This window comes from Klebsiella sp. ZJOU C1, assembly GCF_035620215.1.
Classification (GTDB): Bacteria; Pseudomonadota; Gammaproteobacteria; order Enterobacterales; family Enterobacteriaceae; genus Klebsiella; species Klebsiella variicola.
In genome coordinates, this window is record NZ_CP141644.1 from 3,009,997 (window position 1) to 3,023,559 (window position 13,563).

Genomic DNA, 13,563 nt, shown 5'->3' on the forward strand with positions numbered 1-13,563 from the left:
CTAAAAAGAAAAAGGGCGTGGTTTCCCACGCCCTGGTTTTATTTTTTATTTCCAGCAGACCAGGCAGTAATTCTTTTTACCGCGACGCAGTAAGGTGTAGCGGCCGAACAGACGGTCGCTGTCGCTGAATACATATTCCGGGTCGGCCTGTTTTTCACCGTTGATGGTCACCGCGTTCGAGGCAACGGTTTTACGCGCCTGACCGCGGGACGGCTGCAGCTCGGAATCCACCAGCGCCTGCAGGAGATCGGCGCCTTTTTCCATTTCGATCATCGGCACGCCATCCTGCGCCAGCTGTTCGAAATCTGCTTCGCTCAGGTCGCTCAGATTACCGTTGAACAGGCTTTCGGTAATGCGCTTCGCCGCTTCCAGGCCTTCTTCGCCGTGGACCAGGCGCGTCACCTGCTCTGCCAGCACGTACTGGGCGCGCGGCGCTTTACCGCTGTTTTTGTCTTCTTCTTCCAGAGCATTGATCTCCGCCATGTCCATAAAGGTGAAGAACTTGAGGAAACGATAGACATCAGCATCCGCGGTGTTGATCCAGAACTGGTAGAATTTGTACGGACTGGTTTTCTTCGGATCCAGCCACACGGCGCCGCCTTCGGTTTTACCGAATTTGGTGCCATCTGCTTTGGTGATCAGCGGAACCGTCAGGCCAAACACCTGGTTCTGGTGCAGGCGACGGGTCAGATCGATACCGGAGGTGATGTTGCCCCACTGGTCGGAGCCGCCGATCTGCAGCGCTACGCCGTGCAGCTTGTTCAGGCAGGCAAAGTCGTACCCTTGCAGCAGGTTGTAGGAGAACTCGGTAAAGGAGATACCCTGATCGTCACGATTCAGACGCTGCTTCACCGCTTCTTTGTTGATCATCTGGTTAACAGAGAAGTGTTTGCCGATATCGCGCAGGAAGGTCAGCACGTTCATGCTGCCAAACCAGTCATAGTTGTTCGCCGCGATCGCCGAGTTGTCGCCACAGTCAAAATCAAGGAACGGGGCCACCTGTTTGCGGATTTTATCCACCCACTCCTGCACGGTATCCTCGGTATTTAGCTTACGCTCAGCGGCTTTAAAGCTTGGGTCGCCAATCAGACCGGTTGCGCCGCCCACCAGCGCTACAGGTTTATGACCTGCCTGCTGGAAGCGTTTCAGGCATAACAATGGAACAAGATGCCCCAAATGCAAGCTGTCAGCGGTAGGATCGAAGCCGCAATAGAGCGCGATCGGGCCTTGCGCCAGTCGCTCTGCTAACGCTTCCTCGTCCGTCACCTGGGCTACCAGCCCCCGCTCTTGCAATTGTTTAATCAAGTTACTGCTTGCCATCAAATTCTCCATGTATAAACGACTGCACCTCTGCCGGTACACGACTTTTCGCCAGATGCGAAAAGTACATAGAATAAAGCGCCGGCCCTTTCAGCGCCAGCGCTTCGATAACTAATTTCGGCGTTTACGGTGCCAGGCGGTCTATTTTCCAGGCGCCATTATCACGCTGGTATAAAAAGCGGTCATGCAGCCGATGTTCGCCCCCCTGCCAGAACTCCATCTGCTCGACGCTGACGCGGAATCCGCCCCAGAAACTCGGCAGCGGCACTTCCCCCTGCTGGAATTTCTGCTTCAGCTCGAGGAATTTGCTCTCCAGGATCCCGCGGGCGGAAATGCGACTGGACTGCTGGGAGACCCAGGCGCCGATTTGGCTATCGCGCGGACGGCTGTGGAAATATTTGACCACCTCCAGCGTCGACAAGCGCTCCGCTTTGCCGATCACCATCACCTGGCGCTCCAGCATATGCCACGGAAACAGCAGGCTCACCTGGGGATTTTTTTCAATCTGATGGGCTTTGCGGCTGCCAAGGTTGGTATAAAACACCAGCCCTTTTTCATCGTAATGCTTCAGCAGCACAATACGCTGGTAAGGTTGGCCGCGCTCATCAACGGTAGCAACCACCATCGCGGTCGGGTCTGCGAGTTTCGCGTCACAGGCCTGACGCAGCCAGCGTTCAAACAGCGGCAGGGGTTCAGCAGGAAGATCGTGGCGACGCAAACCGCCACGGGTATATTCACGGCGCAAGTGCGCGATTTGCTGGAGTTCGTCGTTATCAGACATGGCCATTGAGGATGTAGTCATAAGGTGGCGTTATTGTGCGCCCCCCCGACAGAAATCTCAACGTTTGGCCGTCTGCAGCTGACAGTTATCGAGGATGATGCGATCGCGTTTATAGACGGTAGCGGTATCGCCCTTCGACCAGAAGACGTAGACGCCGTCGGTGTAGCGCGCCCCCGAAGCCGACAGCCCCTCAGCCAGGTTCAGTTGCTGATTATCATAGATAAAACTCACCTGTTGGCGGGTATTATTGCGATGGACCGTTAACGGTTTCTGGTCGCATTGATACTCCAGCGTGTCCGTCTGCATCCGCTCGACAAACTGGTTGTAGTAGCTACAGCCCGCCAGCATAAAAGGTACAACTGCGATAAGAATTTTTTTCATTCGTTTGCCTTCGACTTTCCCGGTCACGGAGGGCACTCCGCCCTCCGCTTAACTTGTCCAGTTTACCGGTCGCGCCGTGTTTAAGATTTCAGTTAACTCCGATTCTGCGGCGGGTTAGCCGGGAAAATGGCGCCCAGCACCGTGGCTTCGCTGGCGCCGGTCACTGAGGGAAGATTACCCGGCAGCCCAGCCAGCGTGCGCCAGGCCAGCCAGGCAAAGGCCAGCGCCTCCATATCATCGCCGCTGATCCCCGCCTCATCGGTGGTGGAGACTTCGGTTCCCGGCAGCAGTGCCGCCAGGCGCGCCATTAACAAGGGGTTACGCGCGCCGCCGCCGCACACTAACAAACGCTCGCAGCCGCCGCTTAACAATACCTGCTCACTGATGGTCACAGCGGTTAATTCCGCCAGCGTGGCCTGCACATCCTGTCCACGCAGTCCCGAATAACGGGCCAGATGTTTTTCCAGCCAACCGTAATTGAAATATTCACGACCGGTGCTTTTCGGCGCCGGTAAAGCAAACCACGGATCGCTCAGCATGTCCTGCAGCAGCGGCAGCATCACTTTACCTTCGCTGGCCCACTGGGCATCCTTATCATACGGTTTACCCTGCTGACGCCAGATCCAGGCGTCCAGCAACATATTTCCCGGCCCGGTATCATAGCCGCGCACCGGCTGCCCCGGCACCAGCAGCGACACGTTGGCGATGCCACCGATATTCAGCACCATCCGCCGTTCAATGGGATGCGCCAGCAGCGCATGATGAAATGCCGGGACCAACGGCGCCCCCTGCCCGCCAAGCGCCATATCGCGCCGGCGAAAATCCCCCACCACCGTGACTCCGGTATGCGCGGCGATCTGGTTGTTGTCGCCGATTTGCAGCGTGTGCGGCGCGTCGCCTTGCGGTTCATGCCATACGGTCTGTCCATGGCAGCCGATAGCGATAACGTCGGTGGGCTTGAGATTTTCCTGGCGCATCAGCGCCAGTACGGCATCGGCAAACAGCCGCCCCAGACGAGTGTCCAGACGCCCCAGTTGTGAGAGGGTCAACGACTGGCCCTGGCAAATCGCGAGGATCTCTTCTTTTATTGGGTGTGGTATGGGCCAGGTGAGACTGGCCTGCTGCGCCACGATGTTTTCGTTGATGGCGGCCAATACGACATCGATACCATCAAGGCTGGTACCGGACATAACGCCAATAAAGCGACCCGATCTCATACGTTTTTCCTTCATTCCATGACCCTCGTATACGCCTCACTCCACCATAAAGCGCCCGCTAATGCTATGTTGTTATAATACTTTTTAACAATAGAGCGACATTTCAGAGAACACCGTAAAGAACCGGCGTTTAGTTTAGGTTGAAGCATCATTAATTATTATTTTTTGTATAGTCAGGGCGGAAGCTATGCCCGCCGGCGACTAAATGCCATATAATTAACCGTATGGACGTTCAATTGAACACCTTCGGTGAACAGGAGATTCATAAATGATTTTACGTGTTTTGGCTGTATCGATGATTGGTTTTACGCTCGCAGGCTGCGTGAGCAGCAGCGGCCTGTCCGGCGACGTTTATTCCGCATCTGAAGCCAAACAGGTGCAGAGCGTAACTTACGGTACGATTGTGCATACGCGCGCCGTGCAGATCCAGAGCGGCGACGACAGCAATGCCATCGGCGCCATTGGCGGTGCAGTGCTCGGCGGGTTCCTCGGCAACACCATCGGCGGCGGTACCGGACGCTCTCTTGCCACCGCGGCTGGCGCTGTCGCGGGCGGCGTCGCAGGCCAGGGCGTTCAGGGTGCAATGAACAAAACCCAGGGCGTAGAACTGGAAATCCGTAAGGATGATGGCAACACCATTCTGGTGGTGCAGAAACAGGGCAGCACGCCGTTCTCTGTGGGTCAGCGCGTCGCCATTGCCGGCAGCGGCAGCCAGGTCACCGTTTCTCCTCGATAACACCCCTTGCGATGCGGCCCGTTGCGCCGCATCGTATTTTTCAGCCGCGGTTATTCCACCGTAATAGATTCGTATTAGCAATCAGATATATTATATTCAAGTAGTTCATCAATCATTGCGCCTGCGCAATATCTTATCTCACCGCCCCCACTACTCTCAGATTGTCATAATACTTTGTCGACTGAACGTCGCTGTTGCTTTTCTCTCTGGGATCTTGCCTATGCTCAAACATGTCAATCATGTTGCTAAACGTTTTATTATATATGTTTTTATTTGCTTACTGGCCGGGTTCGGCATTGCCGGAGTGACCGCTTTTTTTCATACCAGTTTCAGCACTACCTCATCAATATTATTTCCTCTACTGACCAGCTTTCTGATGGTCTTTCATATTACTATTGCCTGTTTTATGGGCATGAAATACTGGAGCAACAAGCGCCGCCTGTACCTTACACCTGTTGCTTTCGGCTTTGCCTGTTCAGCGCTGCTGATGCTGGGCACCCTCAGCAGCTATCCGGACTGGCTTACCTGCAGCACGACCCCGGTCATTAATCAAAATGACGCCGTTATCTATTATTTCTTTCGCAATATAATGATGGCTGTATTATTCATGTCATCTATTGTTTTGTATTACTTCCGCCAGCGCATCATGCACTCGCTGAAAGCACACGTGATTACATTCGCGGCATGTATAGTTTTTACATTAACAATTATTTTTTTATCGTGGATGTACTCCAGCCACTCGCCGTGGCTGAGCGTCAATTTTATCGACAATCTTAGCCATACCTTCACGCCGCTGTGGCAAAGTATTATCGGCTGGCTGCTGATGGCTATCTGGTTTATCACGCTTATTTTATTAATTAGCCTGAGTAAACTACGCAATATTTTCTGGTTTAGCGGCGCTTTTTTTTGCAGCGCTTATCTTTACACCCTCTTCCAGCTAGTCTCCACCGCCGGGGAACTCGATCAGACCTGGTACCAGGCGCGTTTTTTCGAAACGCTTTGTACCCTGTTCCTGATTCTGGTGCTGCTGGTCGACGTCTTTATGCTCTACCGTGAGTCTAACCATAAGTATGTCAACTCGTACCAGAACTCGATTCGCGACCCGTTGACCCGGCTTTATAACCGCAGCTTCTTCTACGACACCCTGAACCAGCAGCTGGCGAAGGTAAACCCCCAGCATCCGCTGTCAGTGATTATCAGTGACCTCGATCATTTCAAACGCATCAATGATAACTATGGCCACGTCGCCGGCGACAAGGTGATCCAGTTTGCCGCCTCGGTACTGGAGAACCATTCGCGCGCGGATGACGCTGCTGCCCGCATTGGCGGTGAGGAGTTTGCCCTGCTGCTGGTCAACACCGCCGAGAAAGACGCCCTGGCGATCGCCGAGCGTATCCGCCTGGCCGTCAACGCTGAGCAACACCCTCTGCCGGAGCGAATGACCATCAGTATGGGGTTGTATACGACGCGCGATAGAAGCGTGAGCGCAGAAACGTGCGTCGAGCGCGCAGATGCGGCCATGTATGAAGCGAAAAACAGCGGGCGTAATCGGGTGGTGGTCTGGCGTCACCCTGGCGACTAAAAAAAACGGCCCGGGGCAACCCGGGCCGCTAAAAAATTAATCTTTTGCCTGGAGATCGAGGATATTTTGTTCAAGTTTACGAATTAAGTGGAGCAACGTTTCCACTTCCTGCTTTGACACCCCCGACAGGATTTCATCGCGGGTCTTGCCTATCACCTCTTCCATCTCATTGATCAACGGTTCAGCTTTTTCAGTGAGCTTGATGCGTTTGGCCCGCCGGTCGCTTGAACAGGTCTGGCGAGAAATAAGCCCTTTCTCCTCCAGCTGATCGAGCGTGCGCACCAGCGACGGCTGTTCAATGCCGATGGCTTTCGCCAGCTGGATCTGCGACTGCTCAGGCGGCAGCTGGTGGATGTTATGCAGCGTGACCCAGTGAGTCTGCGTTAACTCCAGAGGTTTCAGGCGATGGTCGATTAGCGCGCGCCAAACGCGGACTAAACGTGCCAGATCAGAACCAAGTGGCGATTCCAATTTCATCTCCTTATAATTAGCTTGCTAAGTTATTATACTGATTTTAGAATAGTGTGCAGCATTTGAATTATCAAAACAAATGAATTACTTGATTCAACAAAAACCAAAACAATGATTTACACTGTTATAGCGTAGCACGCTCTGAGGTTACCCCTGTAATGGCAAAGGATTTTTGCTTGTGAAACTGAGTCTTAACACATCCGGATTGCCGCTGCAGGACCTGGTGTTCGGCGCGTCCGTCTATTTCCCTCCGCTGTTCAAAGCCGTCTTATTAGGTTTTTTTATCTGGTTGTTTTTACATCGTCAGCTGCGTGACTGGATGTATGCCGGCGACATCTGGCATCCCCTGCTGATGGATCTCTCCCTGTTCGCGCTCTCGGTCTGTCTGGCCCTGGTGTTACTGATTGCCTGGTGATCTCCTTGCTATGAAAAAACTAAAATATCTGTCAACGCTGTTGGTTGCGGCCATCGCCCTGATCGCCGCATGGCTGTTATGGAATTTCTACACCCAGTCCCCCTGGACCCGCGACGGCAAAGTGCGTGCAGAGCAGGTCGGGATCACCCCTCAGGTCTCCGGTAGCATTCTGCAGTTGAACGTGACGGACAACCAACGGGTCAACGCCGGGGATGTTCTGTTCACTATCGACGACACCCCCTACCGTATCGCCGTGCTGAACGCCCAGGCGCAGCAGGCGAAAGCGCAAGCCGAGGTAGCGAAAGCGCAGGCTGAGCAAACGAAGGCCGCCAGCGAGGCTCGTCGTCGTCGCAACCTGTCGCAGAATGCGATCTCGGCTGAAGATCTTGAGAACGTCAACACCGCGCTGAATACGGCCACCACCAACCTGGCGGCCGCCAGAGCGGGACTGGGCGTCAGCGAAGCGATGCTGAAACATGCGCAATGGCAGTTAAGCCAAACAACGGTCAAAGCGCCAGTGGACGGCTGGGTGACCAACCTCTCCACCCGCGTCGGCGATTACGCCACTACCGGCCACCCGGTCTTTGCTCTGGTAGACAGCCACTCGTTTTACGTGCTGGGCTACTTTGAAGAGACCAAACTGCGTCATATCCGCATCGGCGATCCGGCGCAGATTATTCTCTACAGTAATCAGCAGACGCTGCACGGGCATGTCGCCAGCATCGGCCGGGCAATTGTCGATCAGAGCGTGGAACAGGGAACCGGGCTGGTGGCCAACATCAAACCGAATATCCCCTGGGTACGCCTCGCGCAGCGCGTTCCGGTGCGGATTGCCTTTAATGAGCTACCGGCGGACGTCACTCTGGTCTCCGGCACCACCTGCACTGTCTCGATCGGCGGGCAGCAATGAATCTGCAGGCCCTGTCGTGGCGCACACTGCCCTGGGTTAAAGCCACCCGTCCACAGTGGCGATACGCGTTGCGTAACGGCATCGCTATGTGTCTCGCGTTAAGCATCGCCTACGCGCTGGATCTCGATGAGCCGTACTGGGCGATGACCTCCGCGGCAGTGGTCAGCTTTCCCACCGTCGGCGGCGTGATCAGTAAAAGCTTTGGCCGCATCGCCGGCAGCCTGCTCGGCGCCTGCGCCGCCCTGCTGCTGGCGGGCCATACGCTGAACGATCCCTGGCTGTTTCTGTTCAGTATTTCCGGCTGGCTGGCGCTGTGCACCTGGGCCTGCGCGCTGTTCACCAACAACGTGGCCTACGCCTTTCAGCTTGCCGGCTATACCTGCGCCATCATCGCGTTTCCGGTGATTAACATCAGCGACAGCTACGAACTTTGGGTGATCGCTCAGTCGCGCGTCTGCGAAGTCATCGTTGGGATCCTCTGCGGCGGACTCATGATGATGATCCTGCCCAGCACCTCCGACGGCAGCAACCTGCTGACGGCCCTGAAAACCATGCACGCCCGGCTGCTGGAGCACGCCAGCCTGCTGTGGGTGCCGGAGACGACGGATGCCATCCGCACCGCTCACGAAAGCGTGATTGGTCAGATCCTCACCATGAACCTGCTGCGCATCCAGGCCTTCTGGAGTCACTACCGCTTCCGTCGGCAGAATCCCCTGCTGAACTACCTGCTGCATCAGCAGCTCCGAATGACCAGCGTCATTTCCAGTCTGCGACGTATGTTGCTGAACTGGCCGGACGCGCCGGCGAACACTCGTCAGGTGCTGGAGTCGCTGCTTGCTGAACTCGCTGCTCCCCATGCTGACAGCTATCATGTCGCCCGCATTCTGGCGCCTCTGGCGCCGCCGCCGGAGGCCGATTACCGTCATATCGCCTTTTGGGCGCGACTGCGCTATTTCTGTCGCATTTATCTGGAAAGCAGTCGCTGGATCCGCCGGGTAGAGAATGCGTCGGCGATCGCCGAGTTCAACGTACCTTCGGCGCCAGCCCTGGCCCGCCACACCGACCAGGCAGAGGCCTTGCTCAATGGCATCCGTACTTTTTGCGCGCTGGTGGCGATTGGCGCATGGGGGATCAGCACCCAGTGGACCAGCTGCGCGGCTGCCCTGACCCTGGCCTCCATCTGCTGCGTGCTCTATTCGGTCTCGGCTTCGCCGTTTCGATCGCTGACGCTGCTGATGCAGACCCTGGTGCTGCTGTCGCTGTTCAGTTTTGTGGTGAAGTTCGGCCTGATGGTGCAGATAACCGACCTGTGGCAGTTTCTGCTATTTCTGTTCCCGCTGCTGACCACCATGCAGTTGCTCAAGCTACAGTGGCCCAAATATGCCGGCCTGTGGGGACAGCTTATCGTGTTTATGGGCTCGTTTATCTCCGTCACCAATCCGCCGGTGTACGACTATGCGGCTTTTTTCAATGATAACTTAAGCAAGATTGTCGGCGTGGGCTTTGCCTGGCTGGCTTTTGCGGTGCTCAGCCCGGGCTCAGACGCCCGTAAAGGACGGCGCCATATCAGAGCGTTACGGCGTCACTTTGTCGATCAGCTCAGCCGCCATCCCCAGCACAGCGAACATGAATTTGAATCGCTGGTGTACCACCATGTCAGCCAGCTCAGTCAGAGTAAAGATGCCCTGGCACGGCGCTGGCTACTACGTTGGGGGGTGGTGTTGCTCAACTGCTCGCACGTCGTCTGGCAGCTTCGGGAATGGGAAACCCGCTCCGATCCCCTCGCCCAGGTGCGCGACCTGTGCATCAATTTGCTGCGCGATGTGATGAGCGAGCGCGGCGTGCAGCAGCGCCCGCTGGCCTCCACCCTGCAGGAGCTGCTGCGGATCTGCGACGTCCTGAACCACCATCATCAGCCAGCGGCCCGGGAGCTGGCCGCCGCAATCTGGCGACTGTATTGCGCCCTGTCACAGCTGGAACAGGCCCCGATCGCCGGCACGATTGGCGAAAAGACTACTTAATCACCCCGCAGGCAAACCGCTCGCCGCCGCCGCCCAGCGGCTGCGGGTTGTCGGCCATATTATCGCCGCCCACGTGGACCATCAGCGCTTTCCCCTTCACCTCATTCAGCGTTTTCAGACGTGGGGCAATAATTGGCTGGTCGGCCACGCCCGCGTCGTTGACCACCAGCAGAGGCAGATCGCCAAGATGCCCGGTGCCCAGCGGCCCTTCGTGTTTCCCGGTATGTTGCGGGTCATAATGTCCGCCCGCCGCCCCGGCGGCCACCGCTTTGCCCTCTTTCATCGCCGGCTGGCAGCTGCCTTCGGCATGAATATGAAAGCCGTGCTTGCCCGGCGGCAATGCCCGCAGTTCGGGGGCGAACTCGAGGCCGCGGTCGGTTTCGGTGATTTTTACACTGCCGATGGACTGCCCGACGCCCTGGGGGGTCACGAGATTAAGTTGAACATCTTCACTGACGGCCTGTGCGCCAGCGCAAAATGCGAGGGATAAGATCGCGAGAATACATCGTTGCATAACACCTCCGGATGGCTGTCTCCCTGTTAAGTGTAAACCAGGAACGCCTTTCCGGAGGCGAAATGCCCGTTACGGTACGTCGTAACCGAGCGCGGCTTTGCGGATACGGAACCACTGCTGACGGGTCATGCTAAGTTTTTCGGCCACGATCGCTGAACGCACTCGTTCGATTTTGCCCGAGCCGATAATCGGCAGCGGCTGCGAGGGCAGACGCAATATCCAGGCGTAGACCACCTGCTCGATGCTGTCGGCATTGAGCTCATGCGCTACCTGCGCCAGCTCATCGCGCAGCGGCTGGAAGCCCTCTTCATTGAACAGGCGTCCGCCGCCAAGGCAGGACCACGCCATCGGACGAATACGCAGCTGCTGCAGCTGATCGAGCGTGCCGTCGAGCAACAGCGGCTGATGCACCGGCGAGATTTCGACCTGATTGGTGGCCAGGGTAAACGGCAGGCGCGACTGCAGAAGAGTGAACTGGGCTGGGGTAAAGTTAGATACGCCAAAGTGGCGCACTTTTCCGCTGTGATGCAGCGCGAGGAACGCCTCAGCCACTTCATCGGCATTCATTAGCGGATCCGGCCGATGGATCAGCAGCAGATCGAGATGGTCCGTCGCCAGATTACGCAGCGATTGCTCAGCGCTCAGCACGATGTGGTCGCGGTCGGTGATATAGTGGCCGATGGTGTTTTCAGCCCGCGCCCGGGTGGCGATGCCGCATTTGCTGACAATTTCCATGCGATTACGCAGATGCGGCGCCAGCTTCAGCGCTTCGCCAAAGGCAGCCTCACACTGATAATCGCCATAGATATCGGCGTGATCGACAGTGGTTACGCCTAAATCGAGATGCTGTTCAATAAAGCTGACCAGCTCGCCTGGCGACATTTTCCAGTCCATCAGACGCCAGTAGCCCATCACAAAACGCGAAAATTCCGGCCCCTGGGGAGCCATAGCAATACGCTGAACCATAACCGCTTCCTCAATAAAAAAGTGTACTGAGTATACGTACTTTTTGGTTTAAAACAGTGAGGGTTGCTGCGGTTCTTCCGCCGGTTCCGGCTTGTTCGCGCGTATTTTGCGCAGCAGCCGTTGGCGGCAGAGACGCAACACCTCCTGTTTCTGCGCATCGCTCATCGTTTGCCAGTTAAAACGTTCCTCACGGCTGCGGAAACAGCCGCGACAGTAGCCGCGCTCGTCGGTCTGACATATTCCCCGGCACGGGCTCTGCACCGGGAAAAACTCTAACTGCTCTGCCACCACACGTCTCCTGTCCCCTCGTCTCCTTTCATTGAAGACGTTTCCCCGCGCCGACGCAAATTTTGTTCACTACGTGCTGCGCCAGCTAACATTTTTCCGCCGACGCTTGCATTAGACCAATCGGTCTACTACAGTGTGCTCCATGAACAGACACAGCGAATGCGATACCCGAGAACATATCCTGGTCACCGGCGAGCAGCTCTGCATGCATCGCGGTTTTACCGGAATGGGCTTGAGCGAACTTCTGAAGACGGCGGAAGTGCCTAAGGGCTCTTTCTACCATTACTTTCGCTCTAAAGAAGCCTTCGGCGTCGCGCTGCTCGAACATCACTACACCGGATATCTGCAGCGCCTGGTCGACCACTTCGATCATGGCGACGGCAACTATCGTGACCGCCTGCTGGCTTATTATCAGCACACGCTGAATCAGTTCTGCCAGCAGGGGATTATTAGCGGCTGTCTTACCGTCAAGTTGTCGGCAGAGGTTTGCGACCTGTCGGAAGATATGCGTACCGCCATGGACCATGGTGCCAGTCAGATTATCGCCCTGCTGGGCGACGCGCTGGAGAAAGGACGTCAGGAAGGCAGTCTGGCGTTTGACGGCGAGGCCATGACCCTGTCGCAGGTGCTGTATTCCCTGTGGCTCGGGGCCAACCTGCAGGCCAAAATTACGCGTAGCGCAAGGCCGCTGGAAAGCGCCCTTGCCCACGCCAAACAGATTATTGCGGCGCCTGCGGTATAACAGGCGTTTTTATTTCATCAGTTACTAGACGACCGGTCTACTCAGGAGTCACTATGTCGGAAGCAAAATTATTCAGCCCGTTGAAAGTCGGTGCGGTCACCGTCCCTAATCGCGTATTTATGGCGCCGTTGACGCGTCTGCGCAGCATCGAGCCGGGCGATATCCCTACCCCGCTGATGGGCGAATACTACCGCCAGCGCGCCAGCTCCGGCCTGATCATCACCGAAGCGACGCAGATTTCTGCCCAGGCCAAAGGCTATGCCGGCGCGCCGGGCCTGCACAGCCCGGAGCAGATTGCCGCCTGGCAGAAAATCACCGCCGGTGTTCATGCGGAAAATGGCCGTATCGCCGTCCAGCTGTGGCACACCGGGCGTATTTCCCATAGCAGCCTGCAACCTGGCGGCGGCGCGCCGGTAGCGCCTTCCGCGCTGAGCGCCGGTACTCGCACCTCCCTGCGCGATGAAAACGGCCATGCTATTCGCGCCGACACCTCGATGCCGCGTGCCCTGGAAACCGAAGAGATCCCGGGGATCGTCGACGATTTCCGTCAGGCGGTCGGCAATGCCCGTGACGCTGGCTTCGATCTGGTTGAGTTGCACTCGGCCCACGGCTATCTGCTGCACCAGTTCCTCTCGCCGTCGGCGAACCAGCGTACCGATCAGTACGGCGGCAGCGTGGAGAACCGCGCCCGTCTGGTACTGGAAGTGGTCGACGCAGTGAGCAAAGAGTGGAGCGCTGACCGGATCGGCATCCGCGTGTCGCCGATTGGCAGCTTCCAGAATGTGGATAATGGCCCGAACGAAGAAGAAGACGCGCTGTATCTGATTAGCGAACTGGCGAAACGCGGTATCGCCTATCTGCACATGTCCGAGCCGGACTGGGCGGGCGGCAAGCCGTACAGCGAAGCCTTCCGTCAGAAAGTTCGCGACCGCTTCCCGGGCGTGATCATTGGCGCTGGCGCCTACACGGTAGAAAAAGCTAACGATCTTATCAATAAAGGGCTCATTGATGCTGTGGCCTTTGGCCGCGATTACATCGCCAACCCGGATCTGGTGGCCCGTCTGCAGAAAAAAGCGGCGCTCAACCCCCAGCGCCCGGAAACTTTCTATGGCGGCGGCGCGGAAGGCTACACCGACTACCCTACGCTGTAATCCCTCCATTGATAGCGGCGACGTATCGCCGCTATACTCAAGGTTCTGATCTATCAAATAAACTGCAT

Annotated in this window: 15 protein-coding genes; 7 read left to right on the forward strand and 8 right to left on the reverse strand. The window is 56.6% G+C overall.

Features of this window, described 5'->3' with window-relative positions; genetic code table 11:
* Positions 1-45: 45 nt before the first annotated feature.
* The 4 genes from tyrS to anmK all read right to left on the reverse strand — a co-directional run bounded on the left by tyrS (position 46) and on the right by anmK (position 3,699).
* Positions 46-1,320 (reverse strand): tyrosine--tRNA ligase, encoded by a 1,275-nt coding sequence (tyrS, locus tag SPE70_RS14435; RefSeq protein ID WP_012968045.1) that lies wholly within the window; start codon positions 1,318-1,320, stop codon positions 46-48.
* Positions 1,321-1,444: 124 nt separating this feature from the next.
* Complete coding sequence (gene pdxH / locus SPE70_RS14440; protein ID WP_032731006.1) at positions 1,445-2,101, reverse strand: pyridoxamine 5'-phosphate oxidase; 657 nt, start codon at positions 2,099-2,101, stop codon at positions 1,445-1,447.
* Between the two features lie 57 nt (positions 2,102-2,158).
* Positions 2,159-2,482 (reverse strand): C-type lysozyme inhibitor, encoded by a 324-nt coding sequence (gene mliC / locus SPE70_RS14445; RefSeq protein WP_032691200.1) that lies wholly within the window; start codon positions 2,480-2,482, stop codon positions 2,159-2,161.
* Between the two features lie 92 nt (positions 2,483-2,574).
* Positions 2,575-3,699, reverse strand: coding sequence for an anhydro-N-acetylmuramic acid kinase (anmK, locus tag SPE70_RS14450; RefSeq protein WP_012968043.1), 1,125 nt, complete (start codon positions 3,697-3,699; stop codon positions 2,575-2,577).
* A 268-nt stretch (positions 3,700-3,967) separates the two neighbouring features.
* Between anmK and slyB the strand changes: the two genes are divergently transcribed.
* Together slyB and SPE70_RS14460 are read left to right on the forward strand one after the other, a co-directional pair.
* Positions 3,968-4,435 (forward strand): outer membrane lipoprotein SlyB, encoded by a 468-nt coding sequence (gene slyB / locus SPE70_RS14455; protein WP_008804633.1) that lies wholly within the window; start codon positions 3,968-3,970, stop codon positions 4,433-4,435.
* 220 nt (positions 4,436-4,655) lie between these two features.
* Positions 4,656-6,017, forward strand: a complete 1,362-nt coding sequence (locus SPE70_RS14460) for a sensor domain-containing diguanylate cyclase (RefSeq protein WP_048964845.1) — start codon at positions 4,656-4,658, stop codon at positions 6,015-6,017.
* Positions 6,018-6,053: 36 nt separating this feature from the next.
* On the opposite strand, the gene slyA is transcribed toward SPE70_RS14460, so the two are convergent.
* Positions 6,054-6,494, reverse strand: a complete 441-nt coding sequence (gene slyA / locus SPE70_RS14465) for a transcriptional regulator SlyA (protein ID WP_008804631.1) — start codon at positions 6,492-6,494, stop codon at positions 6,054-6,056.
* Positions 6,495-6,666: 172 nt separating this feature from the next.
* On the opposite strand from slyA, the gene SPE70_RS14470 reads away from it, so the two are divergent.
* From SPE70_RS14470 to SPE70_RS14480, 3 genes are read left to right on the forward strand one after another with little or no spacing between them, the layout of a single operon-like run.
* Positions 6,667-6,903 carry a DUF1656 domain-containing protein gene (locus SPE70_RS14470; protein WP_004143834.1) on the forward strand — a complete coding sequence of 79 codons (237 nt, stop codon included), beginning with the start codon at positions 6,667-6,669 and terminating at the stop codon, positions 6,901-6,903.
* 10 nt (positions 6,904-6,913) lie between these two features.
* The gene (locus SPE70_RS14475; RefSeq protein WP_064170292.1) at positions 6,914-7,813 is read left to right on the forward strand and encodes an efflux RND transporter periplasmic adaptor subunit; all 900 of its coding nucleotides are present in this window, start codon (positions 6,914-6,916) and stop codon (positions 7,811-7,813) included.
* On the forward strand, positions 7,810-9,834 hold the full coding sequence (locus SPE70_RS14480; RefSeq protein WP_012968040.1) for an FUSC family protein: 2,025 nt from the start codon (positions 7,810-7,812) through the stop codon (positions 9,832-9,834). The genes SPE70_RS14475 and SPE70_RS14480 overlap by 4 nt, the downstream gene beginning before the upstream one ends.
* Here SPE70_RS14480 and sodC read toward each other — a convergent pair.
* The 3 genes from sodC to SPE70_RS14495 all read right to left on the reverse strand — a co-directional run bounded on the left by sodC (position 9,827) and on the right by SPE70_RS14495 (position 11,605).
* Positions 9,827-10,348 (reverse strand): superoxide dismutase [Cu-Zn] SodC, encoded by a 522-nt coding sequence (sodC, locus tag SPE70_RS14485; protein ID WP_012541520.1) that lies wholly within the window; start codon positions 10,346-10,348, stop codon positions 9,827-9,829. The genes SPE70_RS14480 and sodC overlap by 8 nt on opposite strands.
* Before the next feature lie 69 nt (positions 10,349-10,417).
* Complete coding sequence (locus SPE70_RS14490) at positions 10,418-11,314, reverse strand: aldo/keto reductase (RefSeq protein WP_008804627.1); 897 nt, start codon at positions 11,312-11,314, stop codon at positions 10,418-10,420.
* Positions 11,315-11,362: 48 nt separating this feature from the next.
* Positions 11,363-11,605, reverse strand: coding sequence for a DUF1289 domain-containing protein (locus SPE70_RS14495; RefSeq protein WP_008804626.1), 243 nt, complete (start codon positions 11,603-11,605; stop codon positions 11,363-11,365).
* A gap of 139 nt (positions 11,606-11,744) precedes the next feature.
* Between SPE70_RS14495 and SPE70_RS14500 the strand changes: the two genes are divergently transcribed.
* Both SPE70_RS14500 and SPE70_RS14505 read left to right on the forward strand, forming a co-directional pair.
* Positions 11,745-12,344, forward strand: coding sequence for a TetR/AcrR family transcriptional regulator (locus SPE70_RS14500; protein ID WP_008804625.1), 600 nt, complete (start codon positions 11,745-11,747; stop codon positions 12,342-12,344).
* Between the two features lie 53 nt (positions 12,345-12,397).
* Positions 12,398-13,495 carry an alkene reductase gene (locus SPE70_RS14505; RefSeq protein WP_012968038.1) on the forward strand — a complete coding sequence of 366 codons (1,098 nt, stop codon included), beginning with the start codon at positions 12,398-12,400 and terminating at the stop codon, positions 13,493-13,495.
* Positions 13,496-13,563 lie beyond the last annotated feature (68 nt).